Here is a 24,100-nt window from a genome sequence, read left to right as displayed (position 1 = left end):
GTATTTTATAAACTTTCTACAAATTTTTTCAGATTCTGCCGGTCTGTAAATAGCCGGTTAACCTGATTCGCCAGTTTTTCTTTGCGGGACAGGGTTTCTATAATCTTCCTATCAATCCCGCTGTTTGTTATAAAGCGTTTTACCGGCGTATTCCGGTTCATATTATTTTCCCTGATATAAGCCAGTTCCCTTCTGTAATTCCTGTATCTGAAAGAGAGACTGAAAAAAATAATTTCGCATTGCGTCCCCACACCCTCCAGACATGTTTCCTGTATACCTAGTGTGGAAATAAGGTATTTTTTATTATTCCGCATAAATTGTATTCTTTCGGTTCTTCTGTCACTTTTATTCTTACCACTGAAAACAGCACAGGATTTACGCCCCCAGTAGCTTGTCAGCAGGTCCACTTCAAAGAGATATTTACAAAAAACAACATATCTGCATTCTCTGGATGTATGTTTTTTCAGCAATAGTAACTTATTGGTATTGTAATAATAATTCCTTGTATGGTCTACAGAAATGTAGCCGCACGCGATCCTTTCCATTTCTCCCATAATCCTGAAAATATCATATATCTGTATTTCATATTTTTCAATGAGTAGCAACAGTTCATTCTTTTTCCTCCTGTAAGATTCTTTTTGGGAAGGGGTCAGTTCACAGATGTAGGTCTTGACGTCCGTTTCAACTTCCGGAACTTCCATTTCATTGACTGAGTAAGTATAAGGTTCTGTCAATCCAACCAGATAAGACAGATTTTTATATCCTAATATCTGCTTTCCATCCACTCCTCCATAAATAATATGATTCCGGGAAAAATCGTCCCAATGGTAATATCCGAGTATATCTTTATTAAGTATCCGGTACTGCATATAAATATCATGAATATTGTTCACAATCAATGATTCGGTCATCATCAGTTTATAATTGCATTTGTCGGCTATATCCATCATGCGCCGGGTGCGTATGGCCTCAGGGGATTTGAACAGATGGCAGTCGTCGATAACGAGCATAGTCCGGCTATCTACGGATTTTAATAACTTTTCATAAGTCTGTATGTTAAAGCTCAAACTTTCGACCGGGATAAGGGATACCGGAAGACTTATTCCCGGCCACTGTCTCTCCATCTCTTTTTTCAAATGAGGAATCTGTGCATTCGGTAAGAATAAGTATAATTTGTTGATCCTGCTATTCCGGTAGCGTATCCAGGCAAGGGATAGAGACAGGAACCATTTATCCTGCCACCTCCCCGACAGTAAAATGGATACCTTCATGCCGCATAGGAAACGAAGGGCATTCTCATAATAAGGGATAACGTTTCCTACCGTAGGGATAAGTTTATCCTGCAGGCGGGTATCCAGAGGGATGCTCCTGTATATCAATTCACAATCAAATATGATTTCGTGGAACTGTTCTTCAAGTATCCGTTTAATCCGTGATGCTTCCTGTCTGCACCAGGAAGGGGTATAATCATTCGAAGAAACATCTACATTGAGTCTCAATCTGTCGTTTACAACCTCAAAATAGGCTTTTATTCTTACTCTGAATGGAGAATGATCCAACAAAAAAGGGATATATACACGGTAACCCATGTATGCATTGTGATAAAGTTTTGCACCCCTTATCCGGTTTGACAATTCTATAAGAGATTGTGGTACAACCATTAGTTTATCAGTTGTGTAATTGCGAACAATCAAATTTACGGGATTTTTTATTTAAATACAGTTTGTTAAAATGAATATTTTATCGAATATTCATTTTAATTAACATTCTCATAAAACTCTATTCAATCACCATTTTATTATCCTGTATTTGTTAAATGGTCTCTATAATAAAATACCATTGCATAATTATCCGAGGGCTGCTTTTTCTCTGTTTTTATATAAAAGTGGGCTGCCTTTCCTTATCCCGGGACAAACAACCATGATGAAGATAAAGAATCCCTCCGGAATAAACGGGGAAAAAGGCGACATTTATTTGATAATGTTCATAGATTAAATGAATTGATTGCCATCTTTCCGGCAGCCGTCCGGTTTGAAGTTACCTTACATGAAAACATGATAAAATAGTTCCAAAAGTATTTTATTGATAATTTATTGTAATAAGAAAAAACATTTTGCTAATTTTAACACAAACTAATTAATTATGTACCTTAAGAATAGAATTTTATATATTATCATTTTTATTTTGGTCGGAGCTTCATGCAGCGCACAAAAACTACAGTTGAAAATACTCCAGTTCAATATCTGGCAGGAAGGAACAATAGTCCCTGATGGGTATAATGCGATTGTGGATCAAATATGTGAGTCCGGGGCGGATTTTATTACACTCAGCGAAGTCCGCAATTACAAGGATACCCGGTTCTGTGACCGTATAGTTCAGTCGTTAAAAGAAAAAGGCCATACTTTTTATTCTTTCCTCAGCTATGACACAGGATTATTATCCAAATACCCCATAATCGATTCAACAACAGTATTTCCCTGTATAGACGACCATGGTAGTGTATACAGGGCTTTAATAGATATGGACGGGCAGGAGGTCGCCCTCTATACCGCTCACCTTGATTATTTAAATTGTACTTATTACGATATCAGGGGTTATAGCGGCTCTTCATGGAAACCAAGGAAACCTCTGACGGATATGGATTCCATAATGATGAATAATGTGGAGTCGAAACGGGATAATGGCATCCAGGCTTTTCTTGAATATGCGAATCAGGACAAATCTAAAGGACGTATTATACTGCTTGGAGGAGATTTTAATGAACCTTCTTTTTTAGATTGGACGCAAAAGACAAAGGATTCATTTGACCATAACGGATTAGCTGTTCCATGGACCGTAAGCACAATGCTATATGCGAATGGCTATGTGGATGCGTACAGGGAATTATATCCCGATCCGGTAACACATCCTGGCTTTACCTATCCAATGGATAACCCGCTGGTTGAGGTAAAGAAATTGACATGGGCACCGGAAGCCGATGAGCGGGAGCGTATTGATTTTATTTATTATTTGCCATACAAGGGATTGGAGTTAAAGAATGTCGTAATATGGGGTTCTGATGGTTCTATCTGTCGGAGCGAACGTATTAAAGAGCATACCCTGGATACCTTTCACATATCCGGAAATAACTGGCCATCCGATCACAAAGCTGTATTGGCAACATTCAGCTTAAAGAGAAAATAGAGTAGAATTAATAAAAAAACCTTAGATTTAATCAATAAAAAAAGAAAATATAAATTGGTATTGGATGAATAAAGAGTAAAATCGTAAGACTGCATACTTTATAGGCTTATTAATTTTCTTATTGATAATATAAATGTATTCCTGTATTGCTTATAAACGAAGCATTGCATTTGAATAAGTTTTGCTTCATTAGGAGATTAAGATAGAAAATTGAATGGTTTGTAAATATTTGAACAATTGTATATACGGATTGATGAAACTTTTATTAAGTATAGTACTATTTATTATAGTAAGTGTATCTTCCTATGGATCAGCCGCAAGTAATAATGATATTTATTTTTATCATATAGGGATACAGGATGGTTTAGCCCAGATCAATGTCATGTCGATTTATCAGGATGAAATGGGTACCATGTGGTTTGGAACGACAGAAGGCTTGAACCGTTATAATGGACAAACGATGCAGATATTCAGGCCATCGGAAGAAATAGACAGGATTACCCAAAATATGATCTATTCGATACAGGGGGACAAAGCCGGTTCTATCTATATACATGCCGATAATAACCTGATAAGATATGATATAGCCTCACAAAAGTTTAGGATATTACCTGTAAAGAATATAAAAGCGGTATTTTCACGGAAAAATTCCTTATGGGTCGTGACAGGTAATGAAATTTTACAATATGATAAAAGATCCGACACGTTTATAAAATATGCCCAAATAACAGCCGACATAGGAAATATAAAATGCTTCTACATCAACGACAAGCAATCATGGGTGGGCGGAACAAAAGGTTTGGCAATCATTTCTGGCAATACTGGAGAAAAACAGGAACATATACTAAAAAATGAAGATGTCACATGTCTGTTCGAAGATAGCAGGGCATGTATGTATATAGGAACTTATTCGAGTGGTATGTATGTAATCTCTCCTTCCCGGGATATAACAAACTATAAGCATAGCCCCGGTAAGAATTCCATCTCAAACAACCAGGTGCGTACAATAATAGAAGATAATACGGGTGCAATATGGATCGGGACTTTTTTCGGATTAAACCGATACGATCCGGAATCCGGATTATGGAAAAAATATATCAGCAATGACAACATACCGTATGCCCTCAGCCATAATTCAGTCTTTGCCTTATTGAAAGATATTCAGGGAACAGTCTGGGTTGGAACTTATTTCGGAGGGGTCAATTATTTCAATACAGAAATAGATATGTTCCGGTATTATGGGGCCAGTTCTACAAACATAGATTTTTTGAGTTTTCCCTTTGTCGGAAAAATGACAGAAGATGGAAAAGGTAATCTTTGGATATGTACTGAAGGCGGAGCCCTAAATTGCCTGAATTTAGAAAGCAGGCAATTTTCCCGATTCATGTTTAAGAACAACAATCTTGAAACGACCGAATATAATAACCAGAAATGTATCTGGTACAGGCAAGGCACAGAACAGCTTTATATAGGTACATACAACGGAGGTCTGGTTATATATGACATAAATAAGCAAAATTTCAGAAGGATTCTGTCCGGTACAGCAAATCCTTATTCCCTTCCGAACAATACAATTAACAAAATGCAATATTATGATGGATGCCTGGTACTGTTAACGCAATCCGGATTTGCGAAAATGGATATGGAAAAAGAAGAGCTACACCCTCTCAGCACCAATCCGGACATAATCCGTCAGCTATCCGGTATTGGCTTATATACATTTCTTATCGACAGCAATGACAGGCTGTGGATACAAAAGGGAGGAATTACAAGTATAAATTTAAAGACCAAAGAAGTAAGAAATTTTAAACAGGATCAAAATGGAAAAGACATTATAAGTTCCAATATAACGGATATTTATGAAAGCAGTTCCGGTGATATTTACTTTTCAACTGTAGGACATGGAATTTTCAGATATACTCAAGAATCGGATAAAATAGAAACTTATACAAAAAAGGATGGTTTGAAAAGCGATTATTGTTATTGTATATCCGAACTGCCTTCGGGAAAATTGCTATTGCTTCACAATAAAGGCATCTCAATCCTGAGTCCGGAACAAATAAGCAAGCCCTTATTAATGACAACACCTAAATTCCCATTGACAGGATTCAATTACGGAAGTAGCGTATACGTCACCAAAAATAAAGAGATATTCATCGGCGGGGTGAACGGGCTGGTTTCATTTTACGAAGAAGACCTGAATAAAAAGGATAATAAATACACGTTATATTTTGACAAACTATATGTTAACCATCAACTTGTTGTGCCGGAAGACAAATCCGGTATATTAGATAAATCGTTATTTTTATGCGATGAAATAAAACTAGGTTCCGAACAAAACAATATTATCATAGAATTTGCCTCTTCCAATTATTTAAATACAACCCATAGTTATGAATACAAACTGGAAGGATACGACAATGAATGGATACATACGGACAATCCGGTAATAACCTATACCAATCTGAATGCTGGCTCATACAAGTTATTGATACGGGAGGAACAAGACGGAGAAAAATCCAGCCAGATTTATATGCTTGCCATTTATATCAGCCCTCCGTTCTATCTGAGCATATATGCTTATATATTATATTTTATATTAATAGTTTTAATTACCGGCGCGGTTTTCAGATTTTATTCACAGCGTATTAAACTGAAAGCCACCCAAAAGGAAAAGATACAAATAGAAGCCTTAAATCAGAACAAACTTCGTTTTTTCATGAATGTGTCCCATGAATTCAGGACACCCGTGACTTTAATTTCAGGACAGATTGAACTTCTGTTAACCCAAAAAGACCTGACAAATAAAGTCATACACAAACTTCTGCGAATTCAAAAAAATACAAACCATTTATTGAATCTGGTAACAGAGCTGCTTGATTTCCGAAAACAGGAACAGGGTTATAACAGGTTAAATCTAAAACAGGTTGAGCTTATAGCCTATATGAAAAGTGTATTCTCCATATTTCAGGAATATGCACTGAAAAAGCGGATAAAATTCACCTTTCAGTATTCCGAACCGGACATCATGATATATATAGACCCTGTACAATTTCAGAAAGCAGTCTATAATCTTTTATCAAACGCATTTAAATATACGCAGGAAGGAGGCAATATCAAGTTGGACATAGCAATTAAAGGACAACAAGTCTATATAAAAGTAATAGACAACGGTATAGGTATCCCACAGGAATCATTATCCAAAGTTTTCGACAGGTTTTATCAGGTAGAATACCCGGCATCCGGGATTACATCAGGTACAGGAATAGGGCTGGCTTTAACAAAAGGAATAGTTTTGGCGCATAAGGGTGAAATATATGTCAAAAGTACATTAAACGAAGGAAGTACGTTTGTTATCGTGTTAAATTTAGGAATATCGCATTTCTCCAAGCAGGAACTGGAACAAAAAGACACAAGCAGCCAGAGCTTCCTGCCTGTGATGAATGATAAAATTCAACTTAACGATCTGACAGAGGACGAAACAGAACCGGACAGTCCAAGACCAAATCCGGATGCACCTTCCGTATTATTTGTCGAAGATAATGAGGAACTATTGAAAATATTGACGGAAGCATTTTCAATACAGTATAATGTATATACGGCCACTGATGGAAAAACAGGCTGGGATATTATCCTAAAACACCTGCCAGACATTGTGGTGAGTGATATAATGATGCCGAACATGACAGGTAAGGAATTGTGTTATAAGATAAAAAATAATATTTACACGTCTCATATCCCTGTGGTATTACTGACAGCACAGGATTCCGAACAGCAGATACTGGACGGATTGTTGTTCAATGCCGATGCATATATCACAAAACCGTTCAGTATGAGCATACTGTTATCTCAATGCAATAACCTGCTGAACAACAGGAATTTATTATATAAAAAATTCAGAAACAAAGAGTTTGTAACTGACAATAACGAAGCACAAATAACAGGTGATAATGACAATTTATTGCTCAATAAAGCAATAGAAATAATAAAGTCTAATTTTGAAAACACCGAATTTGACATGAACAGGTTAGCGACAGAACTGGGATTGGGACGAACAAAATTATACATGGTCATAAAACAGGAAACCGGTCTTACTCCAAATGAATTCACACTGAATCTCAAATTAAAAGAAGCTGTAAGATTACTTGAGAACCGTCCGCAGATGAATATTTCAGATATAGCTATTTGTTTAGGATTTTCTTCAACCAAATATTTCAGTAAATGTTTCAAAACTTTTTACGGTATTAATCCGCAAGACTGGAGACGTAAAAAAGACAAGCCGGAGGAAAATTAAATAATATGTAAAGTACCGGCTTTGAAAGAAAATCATAATATATCATTCCGGCTTGGCTTTTATCCCATAAACATTCCATTCCTTCTCCGGATGTTTCACAGGCTCCGGCATTATCGTTTCCCGGGTTCTATCGGTTATCCGTATCACATCCCCTTTCCGGGTATTTATTTCAATCAGGCCCTGAGCCTTATCGATAACAGAAAAAGCGATTCTTTTACCACCTGTATCCTCAATATTGAGGTTATCCGCATCCATGTTTGTCTGTAAACGGCACAATCCGCCCCTTTCACTCTCCACCTGTATAAACACTGTTTTTCCCTTATCACGGGCTGCGCTTACCAGAAAAGCCCCCTCCGTCCTGAAATTAATAAAGGATGCCTGTGGCCAGCTATCCGGCACAGCAGGAAAAACCCTTATTTTGCCTCCCCACGATTGCAGGTAAAGCTCTTGCAGGGAAGCTGCCCCGGCCAATGGGGTCTCTATTACCGGCCCTGTTTCCTTATACAGTGTATTGGGTTGTATATACCTGTCGAGCAGTCGCTGTAATTGGACAACAGCCTTTTGCCCGTCTCCTGTCATGGCATACATGGATGATGAGCCTGTAAAGGAATATCCCTGCAAATAATCCGGCATGCTTTGCCAATATGAGATGCTTCTGGAGATAAGCCCCCTGTTTTCAGGTTGTTCCCAATTGACCAGATATAACGGGTATATCATCAGTAAATGGGAATAATGGCGGTGCGAACCGGTCAGGTTTACATTTTCTCCGATCATAAAGCCTTTTGCCGGATCAACGGGGTAAGGAGTCAGGTTGTCCCTGAAATCTTTCCAGCCGGGAGCTTTTTTATCATCTAACTTGTAAGTTTCATTTATTTCCAGCAATATTTTGAGTCCCCATTGAAGCAGGGACAGGTCATAATTACAATTCTTCGCCGTTTTGTATTCGGGCGAAGCCGTTTCGGGAAGATGATATTTGCCGTCCGAACGCTTTTCCCTTATATGCTCATAATAGGCGATGCTCTTCTTTAAGAGGGGATAGAACTTATTCAACAGTTCATCCTCATCCTGCAAATATGTGCAATACTGATAGTAATAGTATAATATCCATGTCAGATTGCCAGCCTCGTAGAGCATTTTATTGTCTATATCCGGGTTCAAAGGTGAGAACAAATGGTAGCTGGTGCTCCTGCCTATAACAGCGGCATCGGCTTTCCATCCGTCAACCGTTACGTTGTCGATCAGGTTTTGCAGGTTGTCGTTTAATGAGCTCCATAAGGGTTCGGACAGTTCAGCCCTGTTTGCAGTAAACAAGGGGGAATATGTCAACTGAACATTCAGGTTCATCCAGATGGCCGGCCATGGAGTTTTCTCCATCGCCCAGGGTCCCTGCAAGTCTATGATATACTTATCCGGACGGGTCAGACATCCTAATTTATACTGCTGTATCCAGTAAAAACTTTCCATCTTAGCATTGCCAAAAGTGGCAAAGCTCAATGGATAATAGCTGTGCCACCATTGCCTGTGGCTGTCTTCTAAAGACAGTACCGTTTCTTCCGATGCATCACCGATCGTTACTTTAGCCTTTTTTACAGCCGATTCTTCGTTTGCTTCCTGCGCGACAGTTATAAGGAACCGGCGGGAGTTTCCTTGTTTTCTTATCTCACACCATGCCACACAATAAGTCTTCCCGCTTAATAAATTCTGTACAGATAGATTATAGTTGCCATCCCTGTATATTTTCACATCCGGATTTGGATTATCAATATATTCCTGCGGGTAATCTTCTCCTCCTGCCGTATAACGGGGGCTGATAGCTTTTAACGGTCTCCATTCCCATTCGAAGTCACATTCGCTACCTTCCGTCTCTGTTTCCAGCACAATGACATCCCTGGTTGCATGCACATAACTTTTAAATGCGATTCTTCCCATGTCTGTCGTCACGGTTCCTATTGTGGTTGCGTCCCACAGATTAAGCCTCATGTGTTCGGAAAGTGTTTTTCCTGCGGGCTTCATCAGAAAGTAACCGATGGGAAGCCTTGCGCCGTGATATAAATTCCTGTATTGCGATTTATCCACAGGCATTCTCCCTTCGGTAACGTCAACCCTCCCGATATGGAATTTATACGCGTCACCTTCCTTATAGACATTATTGCCCAGAAGCCCGTTTCCCATGATAGCACCCGTATAGTAATCGGGAACTATCTTATCCCATACCAAGTCGTGCCGGGACAGGAAAGATGGCCAGTCGATTTGTCTTGTGGATACTTTCTTTTGGGGAAAAAGGATTGAAGAACAAGAAATGAACAACAGTAAAAAAAGGATATTTGCCTTCATTATATAAAATCTTTAAGAAACCCAAAGAATAATGCCACAAAAGTAACAAAAACACCCTTGTGGCACTATACATATATATAATTGTATTATAAGATATTACACCCCATCAATATTTCCAACCCGGAGTCTTTTGGAGATTTGGATTTTTCTCAATCTCTGTTTGAGGAACAGGCCAGATATATAAATCATTATCAACAGGCCAGGTATATGCACGGAAATTATTACCCCAAACGCCTTGAGAGCCCTTTCCCCGGTTAAATTTCATTTCTTTCCAGGTACGCCATCGCATTTCGTCAAAGAAATCGACGCCTTCATTTACGAATTCACGGCGTCTTTCGTCACGAACATAATTGCGGGCAATCGTCTGATTAGCAAAACCGGCATCTAAAGTTGGCATGTCCACCCGGTCACGTACAAGCTTGACCATTGCTTTGGCTTTGTCTAGCTGATTCAATTCTACATATGCTTCCGCCTGCCAAAGCAAAACATTCGCATAACGGATAAGTGGCTCATCAAGAGGCCCGTCTTCCCGTCTGGCAAGTCCTGTACCTTCATAAACGAATTTCCGGTGGAAATAAGTAAAATTACTACCATCATCCGTTGCCATGTCAGCCCTTTGACTGGCAGCAGGCGCCGCACTATTCGAACCTAACGGCCATCTGGAATAAACTTCCATCGCATTACCGGCTCCGGCAAAGCTATACCCCCCTATAAAGCCTGCATAAGGCGTGATAAAATTAGCTTCGAGTCTTGGGTCCCGGTTTGTGTACACCTTTCTTATACGCGCCTCGTTTCCATAAGGAAGATAATCATTTTTTGTATTCACGGCTTTATTTACAATATCCCTTACCTTTTTCCGGACTGTTTGGTCCAGTGGTTTTCCGTCCCCCTCCTGCTTAAGTATATTTCCGGATGCATCCAAAGTATCGCGTAAGAAATAAACTGCACGGTCGGCAGGTTCTGTAAGAGCACTATATCCGGGAATCACATCATCCCAATTAAATGGTGCGCTATCCAGATTTTCGTACAAATCGGTACCGGCAGGAGCAGGAGTCTGATTTCCCCAACCGTTTGCTGTTCCCGAATAAGCGAAACGACTACCTACAAATTTTTGAGAAATAGTACCGTAATCCGTATCTCCAGTATGTTGTATACTGAAAATCATTTCTGCACAATGTTCATTAGCTTCGGTGAACAGTTCTTTATAGCCGCCCTGAAACAATCCGTAGCCACACTTTCCCACTTCTTCAAAATCGGCAACTGCTTTGTTCAACAAAGTTTCATCTTTGGAAACAGTTCCATCCTCAGCATATTTTGCTCCCTGATACAAATAGGCTTTACCACGCAAAGCATAGGCAGCACCTTTACTGACACGTCCCGTATTATCTTTATCAGGCAGATTTCGTTCATTAATAGCATCAGTGAGATCATTAACAATAAGAGCCCATACATCAGCTTCGGGAGATTGCCCTTTCGTACAGTCTTCGATAGCTACCGGTTCCGTGTAAACCGGTACGCCAAGCCCGTCCCGTCCGAATAATTCATTCAAACGGAAATAAAAATAGGCGCGTAAGAACTTAGCTTCCGCTATTAAACGAGCATTTTTTTCTGCCGAAGCGGGCGATTTTGCCGGAATATTTGCTATTGCATCATTGGCACGATGGACTCCTTCATATAGTTTTTGCCATGTTTTTTTAAAGTAGTCGCTCCCCGGATTAATAGATCCGCTGGTAAGAGATTCTGCTCCGTGCAATTGTCCGGCCACACCCCAACGTTCAAATCCGAAAGTACTGCCGAACCCTTTATCAAAATCAGCATCATAAGCACCCGGAGCCCAATCGTACAAGGCGGAGTATATACCGGCCACACCCTGATCCACTGACTCTTCCGATTGCCACATACTACTTGATGCCAGAGCATTATAAGGTGTCGTATCTAAAATATCTGTACAGCTATAATATCCGGATATTATAATAACTGTCAATATATAAAATATATTCTTTTTCATAATTTTATTTTTTCAGGTTAAAAACTAACATTTACACCCAGAGAAAGTAAGCGGGAAATAGGGTATATATTCAGTCCACCTCCGATTTCAGGATCGACACCCGGATACTTGGTAATTGTCAACAGGTTTTCACCTGACACGAATATTCTGAGATTATTGACATACGCTTTCCGTGTCCACGCTTTTGGGAAAGTATAGCCTATTTGCAGCATTTTGAGTTTCAGGTAAGTGGCGTCATATAAGTACTGGTCATTTGCTGCATAGGGCCCATTTCCACCCGTACGCAGACGGGCATATTCAGCCGTCAGGTTATTGCGGGGATCATCCCAGATAGGAGCGCTAGTCTCTTTATTATACGCGAGATAATAAAATTTACTCTGGGTATCGAGAGGCAGAATATCTGTTTTAGAGGCCAGATTGTTTTGGTTAGCGCCTCTTTCACGCAAATAATACCAAAAGCCTCCTGCCCCAGCCCATGTCATACTTATATCAAAACCATTCCACTCAGCAGACAGGTTTAAGCCGAAGTTATACTTGGGAGATGACGATTTTCCGGTAAACTGGCGGTCATAATTGTTTCCATAATTGCCATCTCCGTTCAGGTCGGCATATATATACTCACCGTACCATAAACCTTCGCCCTGTTTTACTGATGCTCCATTAAAAGAATTTCCTGCAGCAATCATATCCTGTACCCATTTCAGGTCGGCCTCGGAGCGAATCATACCGTCTTTAGGTCCCCCTTGAGGATTTACGCTACCATCATTATTATAATAAGTTCCGGTTCCATGATACCGCGTCCGGAGATAATATTCATCGAAAATATGGCCTTCCACACGAAGCGTCCCTGTTTCAGAACCAGCACTTGTCACTTCACCGATATTGCTTTGATATACACGCTTACCGTCCTTATCTACCCAGCCTTCTTCAAGCTTACCGAGATATTTCACTACCTTGTTCTGGTTGTAAGAGAAATTACCGCTTACAGCGTAACGAACATTGCCTATTTTATCATTCCATCCGAGTGTGACCTCCAGACCATTGTTACGCATGTCCGATGTGTTTTTTGTAGGTGCACTTGCAGTTCCCATGGTCAGGTAAATAGCCGGAGAGGTAAGGATACCTTCAGTCAGCCGGTCATAAATATCGAATTCAGCAGTCAGTCGGGAATTCAGGAATGAAGCATCCAGACCAATCCCTTTGGATGTCACACTTTCCCATTTCAACAGCGGATTTGCTATTTTTGATATTGCCACACCGTCGGAAATGACATTATTGAATACATACCGCGCCTTAGCATACACAGCCTGCCAGTCGTAATATCCGGAAGTTGCATTACCCAGCCGTCCCCACGAAGCACGAAGTTTTAAGTTACTAATCTTGTCATTGAATGGTTCGAAAAAACTTTCTTCACTCACACGCCATCCGGCAGAAAACGAAGGGAACGTACCCCAACGGTTATCCGGTGAGAAAAGGGATGAACCGTCGCGGCGAAAATTGGCCTCGAATAGGTAACGACCTTTATAAGCATAGTTTAAACGGCCAAAATAGGAAATCATTGCGTAATCCATTTCAGGCTTGTTCTTATCCTCACTCTCGTTGGGGTTACCACTTATTTCATACATATCCGACCCTGTGGTAATATCAGTAACATCAAAACTAAGCAATCCTTTTTTGGTAGCCTTTACACCCGACTTGTTAAAGTAGAACTGTTCATAGCCAAGCATAGCACCTAAATCATGAGCTTCTGCGAATTTTGTATTGTAATTCAGTGTGACGTTCGCCGTGTATTGCTCCTGTTTGGCGTAGGACCGTGTAGTAGTAGCGTCTTTCAGAGTCGTACCCGGTTGTAATATAGTGCCTTTTCGGAATGTATAACTGTCCAGATGACGGGAGTATGTTTTACTATCATAGAAATAATTCTGATAGTTTATGCTAGCCCGTCCGGTCAGACCTTTGTAGATTTCCGCTTCTGCATACCACGTGGTATTGATACGTGTAGTCGTATTAACTCCTCCTATTGCATTTACATCCCGGAGAGGATTTCTTACATCGTTTTTCTCTTTCGGGCTTTCAGGCGCGCCGTATTTGCCGTCATAATAAGGGACGATACCTCCGACTGTCTGAAAACGGTATGTATTCACCTGATCGAGATTCCCGGGATCTTTACGTTGCCGCATAGCATAAGTTTGCGTCCCTATTTTCAGGAATTTTGTAATCCGGCTTTCAACATTTACACGCGCGTTAAAACGGTCTATTCCCGTATTCTCCAATGTACCGGGATTGTCATAGTAACCCAGAGACAACAGATAGTTACTGTTCTCGCTCCCTCCCGATACAGACAGATTATGTTTCTGGGAATAAGTAGGAGCAAACAGGATATCACTCCAATTAGTATTCGGATATGCGAGATAGTTAGGTACTTGGTTCCCGTTGTCGGGATCGGTGTATATTCCGTTCGGGTTTGCCTTAGCCGCCCTCCATGCTGCAATTTCTTCACTGTCATAGGTACTGGTGGCCTTCGGATTATTGGAAAATTCAGCCATATTGTATAATTCCATATAATCGGCATAATCCGAAATAAAATCAAATACCCTGCTGGCTTTAGTCTGCGAGAAAATACCGGTATAAGTAACTTTTGGCGCAGCATTTTTTGCACCTTTTTTGGTAGTGACCAATATCACACCATTAGCTCCACGCGATCCGTAGATAGATGCAGAGGCGGCATCCTTAAGTAAGCTGACGCTTTCTACATCTTCAGGATTTACAGAATTCATATCGGCAACTGCACCGTCAATAATTACCAGGGGTGAACGATAACTTCCATCGAAAGTTCCGATACCGCGGATGCGGATATTCGCCCCGTCACTACCCGGGTTTCCTGAACTTTGCCGTACTGAGACGCCCGAAGCCAACCCTGTGAGCATCGTGGATAAGTTCGGAGCGGCACGGTTCTCGATTTTGTCAGCCTGTACTGCCGCAACCGAGCCAGTCAGGTTTATCTTCTTTTGTACGCCATAACCGACAACAACGACCTCATCCAGTTCTTTACTTAACTCTTCAAGCGTAATGTCAATTGTAGTCTGATTACTGACCTTTATTTCCTGAGTTTTGAATCCAACATATGAAACAACCAGAGTAGAATTACCATCAGGAACGTTTAAAGAATAATTCCCGTCAACATCCGTCATGGTTCCGTTGGTCGTTCCTTTTATCGAAATACTTACACCGGGAAGAGGCTCTCCATTACCATCTTTCACCACTCCTTTAACAATTTTTGCCTGCTGATATGTTTCGTTTACCGCGGCAAATGAATTTACAGGAATAACTCCTAAGAATAAACATACGCCTAATATAAATATAGGTATCGGCGTATAAAACCGGATTTTATTGTCCATAGATTTTTTTTAAGGTATTAAAGAATAAAAAATATTTTTCACAAATATTTATATATATATGTATTTTAGATTCTATTATTGTACGAATAAAGGGCCAGAATATTCCGCGCGTACAATTTTATACCATAATATGAACATTTTTACTACTTGCGGAGTATTATCCTCTCTACTTTTGTATATGGATACTATCTATTAAAAATATTTATGAAAAGCATATGAAATCTATGAAAGCATTTCGTTTTAAGCATACTATCTTGTTATGCTTGTTATTTGTTATATCCACAAGTGCCTTTTCTCAGAAAGGAAGATCTCATCAACCCAGAGTATCTGACAGGACTTATTGGGTTAGTTTGCTGTATGAGATATCCGAACCCGTGCTTATGAATATGAGCAAAGGCGAACTGAAAAAGAATATGGTTCTCGAACTAAGTCCCATCTGGGACGGACGAAATAAAGATGTAGCTTACACAGAAGCTTTTGGACGTTTGATGGCAGGTATAGCCCCATGGTTGGGCTTACCGGAAGATGATGCTACCGATGAAGGGATAAAAAGAAAACAATTAAAAGAATGGGCGTTAAAAAGCTATACCAATGCCGTGAACCCGGATAGTCCGGATTATTTGCTGTGGAGGGGGCATCAGCAGGCTCTGGTCGATGCAGCCTATATTGCCAATAGTTTTATGCGTGCGCCGGAAGCATTATGGAATCCACTGGACAAGGTCACAAAGGAGCGATATATTAAAGAGTTCAGGAATTTACGCTCTGTTCGTCCGGCATATAATAACTGGCTGTTATTCAGAGCCATCATAGAAGCCTTCCTTTTATCCACCGGAGAAGAATATGACGGCTTCGCTCTGGATCTGGCTATCCGTAAACTGGACGAATGGTATCTCGGAGATGGCTGGTATTCGGATGGAGCGGATTATTCCCTCGATTATTATAACGGATATGTGATGCATCCCATGCTTGTGGAAATAACGGAAGCCATGGAACAAAAGAAAATTTATACACCCCTCGGTTTTAACCTGGCATTAAGGCGTATGCAACGCTACAACCAGTTATTGGAAAGGCTTATATCCCCCGAAGGCACCTTTCCGGCGGTAGGCAGATCGATGACATACCGGCTGGGAGCTTTCCAAACCCTGGCATTGTCCGCATGGAAATACGGCTTACCTGAAACGATGACAAACGGGCAGGTGAGAAATGCCCTGACTGCTGTTATGAAAAATATGTTCTCTGTGGAAGGGAATTTTGGACGGGAAGGATTTCTTCAATTAGGATTTGTGGGACATCAGCCGGAACTGGCGGATTATTATACGAACAATGGAAGTCTGTATATGACTTCTCTTGTGTTTCTGCCCCTTGGCCTGCCGGCAGATCACCCTTTCTGGACAGATACTCCGGAAGACTGGACATCACGTAAGGCCTGGAGTGGTAAACCATTCCTAAAAGATTACCATGAATCTGTCCGCAAATAATATTCTGCTATGGTGAAAAAAATACTTTTAGTATTGTTATCTCTTATATGGCTGAATGTCCAGGCATATAAAGAAAGAAATCTGTTACAGAATATTGCGGATACCAATCGTTTAAAAACGGTTCTTATATCCGGCCAGAAATGGGTGCATTATCCGGCATACACAGACAGGGCGGGTTGGGATAAACTATTACAAGAAAATAAAATACAGATAATAGGACAAGGTGAAAAATTCCTGGATTACGAATGGAAAGTCGTAAAGGCTACCGATTATCTGGAATACAGCAGATCCGGAAACAGAAGCATTATGGAGCGCACACATAACGCTAACCTGAATGCTGTATCTACACTTTTCATAGCCGAAATAGCAGAGGGCAAAGGACGATTTATAGATCAGCTGATCAACGGGATATTTCATATTTGTGAAATGACCACCTGGTGTAATTCTGCACATCTACCATTGCAAAAAGTCAAAGGTTCTTTCCCTGACTACAGGGACCCTGTAATAGATCTTGTTTCAGGTGATGTAGGAGCAAATTTCTCCTGGATATATTATTTTTTAGGAAAGGAATTTGATAAAATAAATCCTCTGATATCCGAACGGTTATATCATGAGATAGACACACGCATTCTGACTCCATATCTGAAAGAAGACCGTTTTTGGTGGATGGCTACGGATGTCGGCAGCCAAGGCGGATTTGTAAATAATTGGAATCCCTGGTGCAATGCCAACGTATTACAGTGCTTTCTTCTGGTTGAGAAAGACCCGGATAGACGTTTGAAAGGAATATATAAAACAATGGTTTCTGTTGATAAGTTTATTAATTATAATAATGAAGACGGAGCCTGTGAAGAAGGGCCTTCTTATTGGGGACATGCCGCAGGAAAAATGTATGACTACCTGCAGATATTATATGATGCCACAGGTGGCGAAATATCTATATTTCAGAATCCTATAATAAAAGATATGGGCGAGTACATCTTACATTCGTATGCAGGTAACGGTTGGGTCGTAAACTTTGCGGACGCGTCGGCCAAAAGTGACATTGATTACCGTTTGACCTACCGGTATGGGAAAATGGCTCATAGTACGGATTTAATGCATTTTGCCGCTTATTTGAAAAAAGAGTTACCAAAGGATATACCTTTTAACCGCGATATGTACAGGATATTAGAAGATTTATCGTTTGAAAACGAAATTGTCGGCATGGCACCGTTACATGTGTTTAAACCATTTGTCTGGTATCCGGAGACGGAATTTTGTTATATAAGCAATGGTAAGGCTTTTTTTTCCTGTAAAGGCGGTTACAATGACGAAAGCCACAATCATAACGATACCGGGACGTTTTCTTTATATGTGGATGGAACACCTGTGTTTATTGACGCGGGAGTAGGGACATATACCGCAAAGACATTCAGCAAGGACAGGTATTCCATATGGACGATGCAGAGCGATTACCATAATCTTCCCCGGATAAACGGCTATTCACAGGCATATGGAAAACAATATGCAGCCTGCAATGTAAAAGCAGATGAAAAGAGCAAAACTTTCTCCCTGGATATATCCCGGTCATATCCAGCCGAAGCGGGTATTAACTCATGGATAAGGGAGTACAGATTAAAAAAGGACGCCCTTATTATCGAAGATAAATTCGATCTGAAACAAGCTAAAACCGCCAATCGGCTTAATTTTCTTACCTGGGGTAAAGCAGACCTGACAAAAGCCGGTATTATTACAGTTATAATAAACAATGAAACTTATCAACTAGAATATAACAAAGCTGATTTTGATATTGACATTGAAGTAATAAAACTTGATGACAAAAGGCTTTCAGATGTATGGGGAAATGAGATTTACAGGATATCATTAAATGCCCGAAAAATAAAAAATAACGGATTATATAGAATTAAAATTAAAATTTAAAAAGATGAATTTGAAACTTTCCACTAATTTATTTCTGATATTTGCCATTCTATTTTTGACCTGCTCCTGTAAAAGCGGACAAAAAAATCAAAAAGATTTATTTATTACAGAAAATATTGGATTCGCTGAGGCACAGACAGATAGTATGTTACATATAACAGGTGAACCCACAGGTAAAAATTATCCCCGTACAATGAAGAATGACGGGTCGTTAGTTGTTACCGGAATGTATGACTGGACACCCGGTTTCTTTCCCGGTTCACTTTGGTACCTATATGAACTGACCGGTAATGAAAAGTGGAAAATCGCAGCAGAAAAATGGACAGCATCGCTAGAACCATTAAAAACGTTTACCGGACATCACGATCTGGGCTTTATGATGTATTGCAGCTATGGAAACGCAGAACGTCTGTCGCCAAAGCCCGGTTATAAAGATATCCTTCTCGAAAGTGCCGAATCATTATCATCCCGTTTCAACGAAAAAACTCAGACCATAAAGTCCTGGAATTACCGTAAAAACTGGAATGATACGACAGAATGGTATTATCCGGTAATTATAGATAATATGATGAACCTCGAAATGTTATTCTATGCATCCAAAATTTCAGAAAATAAGAAATATTATGATATTGCAGTAAAGCATTCGGAATCTACACTGAAAAATCATTTCAGGGAAGATTTTTCAACATATCATGTGGTTAATTATGATACAATTACCGGAAAGGTACTGAATCAGGCCACCTGTCAGGGATACAGCGACAATTCCACCTGGGCCCGCGGGCAGGCCTGGGCTATTTATGGATTTACAATGGTTTATAGGGAAACACACGAACCGAAATTTCTTAATGCCGCAATAAAAGCAACAGACCTATATCTTAAAAATTTACCGGACGACCTGGTACCTGTTTGGGATTTCAACGTTGGACAGGAGGGCTATACTCCTACCGGAAAGTCATATGCCGTACAATTCCCGGGTAAAGGACTGAAAGATGCATCCGCAGCAGCAATTGTCTGTTCAGCCTTATTTGAACTGGGAGAATTGGCAAACAATAAAACTTATACAAACACCGCTATAAAGATGCTTCATAGCCTGGCATCGCCGGCATACAGGGCACAACTCGGCAGAAATGCCGATTTTATATTAATGCATAGCGTAGGAAGCCTTCCTCATGAGTCCGAAATAGACAAGCCTCTGGTTTACGCTGACTATTATTTTTTAGAGGCATTAAATAGATACAGGAAAATAAAAAATGTTAATTAAATATTCTCAACTATCGATTTTAATTTATAACTTACAGGCCATGATAAAGAAAGTTTTTTTACTGCCACTGCTTTTGTTTCTTTTTTCACCTTTAGCAGTACAGGCTCAGACACACACCTTCGAGATAAAAGGAGGTGAATTTATGTATGACAATACACCTCTCCGCATCCTTTCGGGAGAAATGCACTATCCGCGTATCCCTCATCAATACTGGCGTCACCGTATGCAAATGCTAAAGGCGATGGGCCTGAACGCCGTGGCTACCTATGTGTTTTGGAATGCCCATGAACCCGAACCGGGTAAATGGGATTTTACAGGAGATAAAAACCTTGCTGAGTATATTAAGATTGCAGGCGAAGAAGGCCTGATGGTTATCCTTCGGCCTGGTCCATACGTGTGTGCCGAATGGGAATTCGGGGGATATCCATGGTGGCTTCAGAACGTTGAAGGTCTGGAACTAAGACGTGACAACGAACAGTTTCTGAAATATACACAATTATATATAAACAGATTGTACAAGGAAATAGGCGGTCTTCAAATAACAAAAGGAGGCCCGATAATTATGGTCCAAGCCGAAAATGAGTTCGGCTCTTATGTATCGCAACGAAAGGATATTCCGCTGGAAGAACACCGCGTATATAATGCAAAGATTGTACAGCAACTAAAAGACGCAGGATTCAATATTCCGATGTTCACTTCCGACGGCAGTTGGCTTTTTGAGGGGGGGGCTACTCCCGGGGCTTTGCCTACTGCAAATGGAGAAAGCAATATTGAAAATCTGAAAAAGGTGGTGGACCAATATAATGGAGGACAGGGGCCTTACATGGTTGCCGAGTTTTATCCCGGATGGCTGGCACACTGGGCAGAACCGCACCCGCAAGTGAGTGCCACAAACATTGCCCGCCAAACAGAAAAATATTTACAGAATGGAGTATCCATCAATTACTACATGGTGCATGGCGGAACAAATTTCGGATTCACCAGCGGAGCTAACTACGATAAAAAGCACGACATACAGCCGGATTTGACCAGTTATGATTACGATGCTCCCATTAGTGAGGCAGGGTGGGTAACCCCGAAGTTTGATTCTATCCGGAATGTCATAAAGAAATATGTGAAGTATCCTGTTCCTACGGCACCTGCCGCAATGCCTTTGATTGAAATATCCTCCATCAAACTGACGAAGGCTGCGGATATGCTGGAAACAATTAGTACGCAGGAACCGGTACAAAGCGATAAACCAATGACTTTCGAGCAATTGAACCAGGGTTATGGTTATATCCTGTACAAAAGGCATTTTAACCAGCCGATAAGCGGTAAATTGGAAATAGAAGGCCTGAGGGACTATGCACTGGTATATGTGAACGGAGAAAAGGTTGGAGAGTTGAACCGCTATTTCAATGCTTACAGCATGGAGATAGATATTCCATTCAATTCTAATCTGGAGATATTTGTCGAAAATATGGGTCGGATCAACTATGGTTCCGGAATTATACACAACACAAAGGGTATAATCAGCCCTGTTAAAATAAACGGAAATATTATAGAAGGCGAATGGGAAATGTTCCGGGTACCTATGGATAAAACTCCGGAGCCTCAGAAAATGAAGGAAGAAAATGTGTATGATTTGAGTACTGCCGGAAAGATAAAAGGCAGGCCCGCTGTTTACTCAGGCGTATTTAATCTGGAAGAAACAGGTGATACATTCCTTGATATGGAAGACTGGGGGAAAGGTATTGTCTTTATCAACGGTATAAATATCGGCCGTTACTGGCATGTAGGCCCGCAACAGACTTTATACATACCAGGCGTATGGCTTAAAAAAGGAGAAAATGAGATTGTTATTTTCGAGCAGCAAAACGATAAAGTACATTCGGAAGTAAGGACTGTAAAAGTACCGATACTGACAAAACTTAGAGTAAATCAATAACAAGAAAACCATCATTAAAAGAGTAATAACAAGAATATCAATGAACGTAGATTTGGAAACAATCGTGCCTCATTTTTTATTCAGGGGTCCGATATTGCAAATCCGCCCTTTGGGTGAAGGGCTGATAAACGATACGTTTTTCGTTGAAACGCAGGGAAATAATCCCGACTATATCCTCCAGCGGAAGAATAAGAATATCTTCAGGGATGTGCCCGCGATGATGGATAATATTTATAAAGTAACCACGCACCTGAAGAAGATAATCTCAGAACGGGGAGGCGACCCTCTAAGGGAGGCCCTGACCGTCATACCGACGGTGGACGGCAGGCTGTTTTATAAAGATGCCGCGGGCGAATACTGGGCTGCCTGCCTGTTTATAGATAATACGGTTGCCTATGACTACGCAGATTCCCCTGAATTGGCAGGGCAGGGCGGCAGGGGAATTGGTAAGTTCCAGGCTATGCTGGCCGGTATGAAGGAACCGCTGGCCGATATATTGCCGGGCTTCCATAATATGCGGTTCCGTCTGAAACAGTGGGATGAAGTACTCGGAAAAGATCCGGCCGGGCGCAAAGCGCAGGTCGCAGAGGAGATCGGCTGGATAGAGAACCGCCGGAGTCAGATGCTTGCTTTATGGGAAAAGTTCGAATCGGGGGAAATACCTGTCAGGATCACCCATAACGATACCAAGATCAGCAATATCCTGTTCGACAGGCAAGGAGAAGTATTATGCGTTATCGATCTGGACACCGTCCTCAGCAGCATGTGCCTGAATGACTATGGCGATGCCATACGCTCCTATACAAATGCCGGAAAGGAAGACGATGAAAACCTTGAAAATGTGTATATGAAGATGGATCTCTTTGAGAGCTATACCAGAGGGTACCTGTCGGAAGCATCGTCCTTCCTGACGCAGCCTGAAATCGACAACCTGGCCTTCTCCGCCCTGTATATTACCTTCGAGCAGATACTGCGTTTCCTGATGGATTATATCGACGGGGATAATTATTACAAGGTTAAGCATGAGACGCATAACCTGGCACGAACCCGTGCACAGTATAAGTTGCTGCTGTCTATGGAGGGAAACTATGATGAGATGCGCTCGGTCATCAGCAGGATCGTCAATGAGATTAAGTAAGGATAAATAAATAAAATAGGGCAACCGCACGAGGTTTAATCTTTTTAAAGAAGTTTATCTATACAGTGAGCTGTTAGCCACTAGCCATTAGCTTGTAGTCCTTTGAAATAATTTAATTAGCAAATTTGAAACATCGTTCAACGGAACGAAGTGTAGTTAAAATTAGCATATTAGCAAATGAGTGAAATAGTGTAACCTTTGTTACCTTTTCGCGTCTTTGCGTCTTTGCGAGAGAATATTGTTTACTGTTCACTGAAACAAGTGTTACTTTTGTTACCTTTTTGGGAATAGTTACAAGTAGACAAGATACGAGATACGAGTTATTAACTGATGGCTGTTGACAGATGAGATGCTTCGCTCTGCTCAGCATAAAAAGCTAATTCTTAATTTCTCATTCTTAATTATTAATTGTTTTCTGTGTTACTTTTGTTACCTTTTTTAAGAGTTACGGGTTACAAGATACTTTATTTTATTTCACGCAAAGACGCAGAGGCGCAAAGTTTTTACATCTTACCAGCTGATGACTGATAACTGTTCACTGATATTCCTGTTACTTCTGTTACTTTTTAACTATATACAGTTAAGGAACGTAAATTTATAACTGCGGTTTTCGCACGTTTAACCCTGGAGATAAGAGAAAAAATCCTCCTGATAATAAAAACATAAAAAGTTATAAGAAATGAAGAAGATATTATTTTTATTCCTTGCCGGCTTTATGGCTATGGGTATCAGCCAGCAATCCGAAGCACAGAATGTGATCAAGACACCCGTTCCCGAACGTCCTGCCGGACAGACCGATGTACTCGAACTAAGGACCGGTCCGCTGCCAATAGTCCGTGTAGCTTTTATCGGTCTGGGCATGCGCGGCCCGGGAGCAGTGGAACGCATGACACATATAGAGGGTGTGGAAATAATTGCCCTGTGCGATGTGGAGCAAAAAAACACGGAGAAAGTAAACAAAATGCTCGAAAAGCGTGGATTTCCCAAAGCCCGGGAGTTTTACGGGGATACTTCCGTATGGCGTAAAGTCACAGCCCTGCCGGATGTAGACCTGGTCTATGTAGCCACAGACTGGAAATCCCATGCCACAATAGGCGTACAGGCGATGAAAGACGGCAAGCATGTGGCGATTGAAGTCCCCTCGGCCATGACC

12 protein-coding genes are annotated in these 24,100 nt (G+C 40.7%); 8 read left to right on the top strand and 4 right to left on the bottom strand.

Going from position 1 to position 24,100, the window contains the following annotated elements; genetic code table 11:
* Window positions 1-5: 5 nt before the first annotated feature.
* Window positions 6-1,661, bottom strand: coding sequence for a hypothetical protein (locus B3317_RS09385; RefSeq protein WP_291110916.1), 1,656 nt, complete (start codon window positions 1,659-1,661; stop codon window positions 6-8).
* Window positions 1,662-2,142: 481 nt separating this feature from the next.
* On the opposite strand from B3317_RS09385, the gene B3317_RS09380 reads away from it, so the two are divergent.
* Together B3317_RS09380 and B3317_RS09375 are read left to right on the top strand one after the other, a co-directional pair.
* On the top strand, window positions 2,143-3,183 hold the full coding sequence (locus B3317_RS09380; protein ID WP_291110915.1) for an endonuclease/exonuclease/phosphatase family protein: 1,041 nt from the start codon (window positions 2,143-2,145) through the stop codon (window positions 3,181-3,183).
* Window positions 3,184-3,436: 253 nt separating this feature from the next.
* Window positions 3,437-7,477, top strand: coding sequence for a hybrid sensor histidine kinase/response regulator transcription factor (locus B3317_RS09375; RefSeq protein WP_291110914.1), 4,041 nt, complete (start codon window positions 3,437-3,439; stop codon window positions 7,475-7,477).
* Between the two features lie 42 nt (window positions 7,478-7,519).
* On the opposite strand, the gene B3317_RS09370 is transcribed toward B3317_RS09375, so the two are convergent.
* From B3317_RS09370 to B3317_RS09360, 3 genes are all read right to left on the bottom strand, one after another.
* A complete protein-coding gene (locus B3317_RS09370; RefSeq protein ID WP_291110913.1) occupies window positions 7,520-9,811 on the bottom strand; it encodes a glycosyl hydrolase family 95 catalytic domain-containing protein in 2,292 nt (763 codons plus the stop codon).
* A 106-nt stretch (window positions 9,812-9,917) separates the two neighbouring features.
* Window positions 9,918-11,819: a RagB/SusD family nutrient uptake outer membrane protein gene (locus tag B3317_RS09365; protein ID WP_291110912.1), complete on the bottom strand. Its 1,902-nt coding sequence runs from the start codon at window positions 11,817-11,819 to the stop codon at window positions 9,918-9,920.
* 17 nt (window positions 11,820-11,836) lie between these two features.
* The gene (locus tag B3317_RS09360) at window positions 11,837-15,217 is read right to left on the bottom strand and encodes a SusC/RagA family TonB-linked outer membrane protein (protein ID WP_291110911.1); all 3,381 of its coding nucleotides are present in this window, start codon (window positions 15,215-15,217) and stop codon (window positions 11,837-11,839) included.
* Between the two features lie 224 nt (window positions 15,218-15,441).
* On the opposite strand from B3317_RS09360, the gene B3317_RS09355 reads away from it, so the two are divergent.
* The 6 genes from B3317_RS09355 to B3317_RS09330 all read left to right on the top strand — a co-directional run.
* The gene (locus tag B3317_RS09355) at window positions 15,442-16,695 is read left to right on the top strand and encodes a DUF2264 domain-containing protein (protein ID WP_291110910.1); all 1,254 of its coding nucleotides are present in this window, start codon (window positions 15,442-15,444) and stop codon (window positions 16,693-16,695) included.
* A gap of 9 nt (window positions 16,696-16,704) precedes the next feature.
* On the top strand, window positions 16,705-18,618 hold the full coding sequence (locus B3317_RS09350) for a heparinase II/III family protein (protein WP_291110909.1): 1,914 nt from the start codon (window positions 16,705-16,707) through the stop codon (window positions 18,616-18,618).
* A gap of 4 nt (window positions 18,619-18,622) precedes the next feature.
* Window positions 18,623-19,879 (top strand): glycoside hydrolase family 88 protein, encoded by a 1,257-nt coding sequence (locus tag B3317_RS09345; protein ID WP_291110908.1) that lies wholly within the window; start codon window positions 18,623-18,625, stop codon window positions 19,877-19,879.
* Window positions 19,880-19,919: 40 nt separating this feature from the next.
* On the top strand, window positions 19,920-21,809 hold the full coding sequence (locus tag B3317_RS09340) for a glycoside hydrolase family 35 protein (protein ID WP_291110907.1): 1,890 nt from the start codon (window positions 19,920-19,922) through the stop codon (window positions 21,807-21,809).
* A gap of 40 nt (window positions 21,810-21,849) precedes the next feature.
* Window positions 21,850-22,947 carry a phosphotransferase enzyme family protein gene (locus tag B3317_RS09335; protein WP_291110906.1) on the top strand — a complete coding sequence of 366 codons (1,098 nt, stop codon included), beginning with the start codon at window positions 21,850-21,852 and terminating at the stop codon, window positions 22,945-22,947.
* A gap of 679 nt (window positions 22,948-23,626) precedes the next feature.
* On the top strand, window positions 23,627-24,100 hold a 474-nt coding region (locus tag B3317_RS09330), incomplete at its 3' end, for a Gfo/Idh/MocA family protein (RefSeq protein ID WP_291110905.1).

This window comes from Dysgonomonas sp. UBA7710, assembly GCF_002482385.1.
In the GTDB taxonomy this organism is placed as follows: Bacteria; Bacteroidota; Bacteroidia; order Bacteroidales; family Dysgonomonadaceae; genus Dysgonomonas.
Note: the sequence above shows the minus strand (reverse complement) of the source record. Positions and strands in the feature narration are given on the sequence as shown.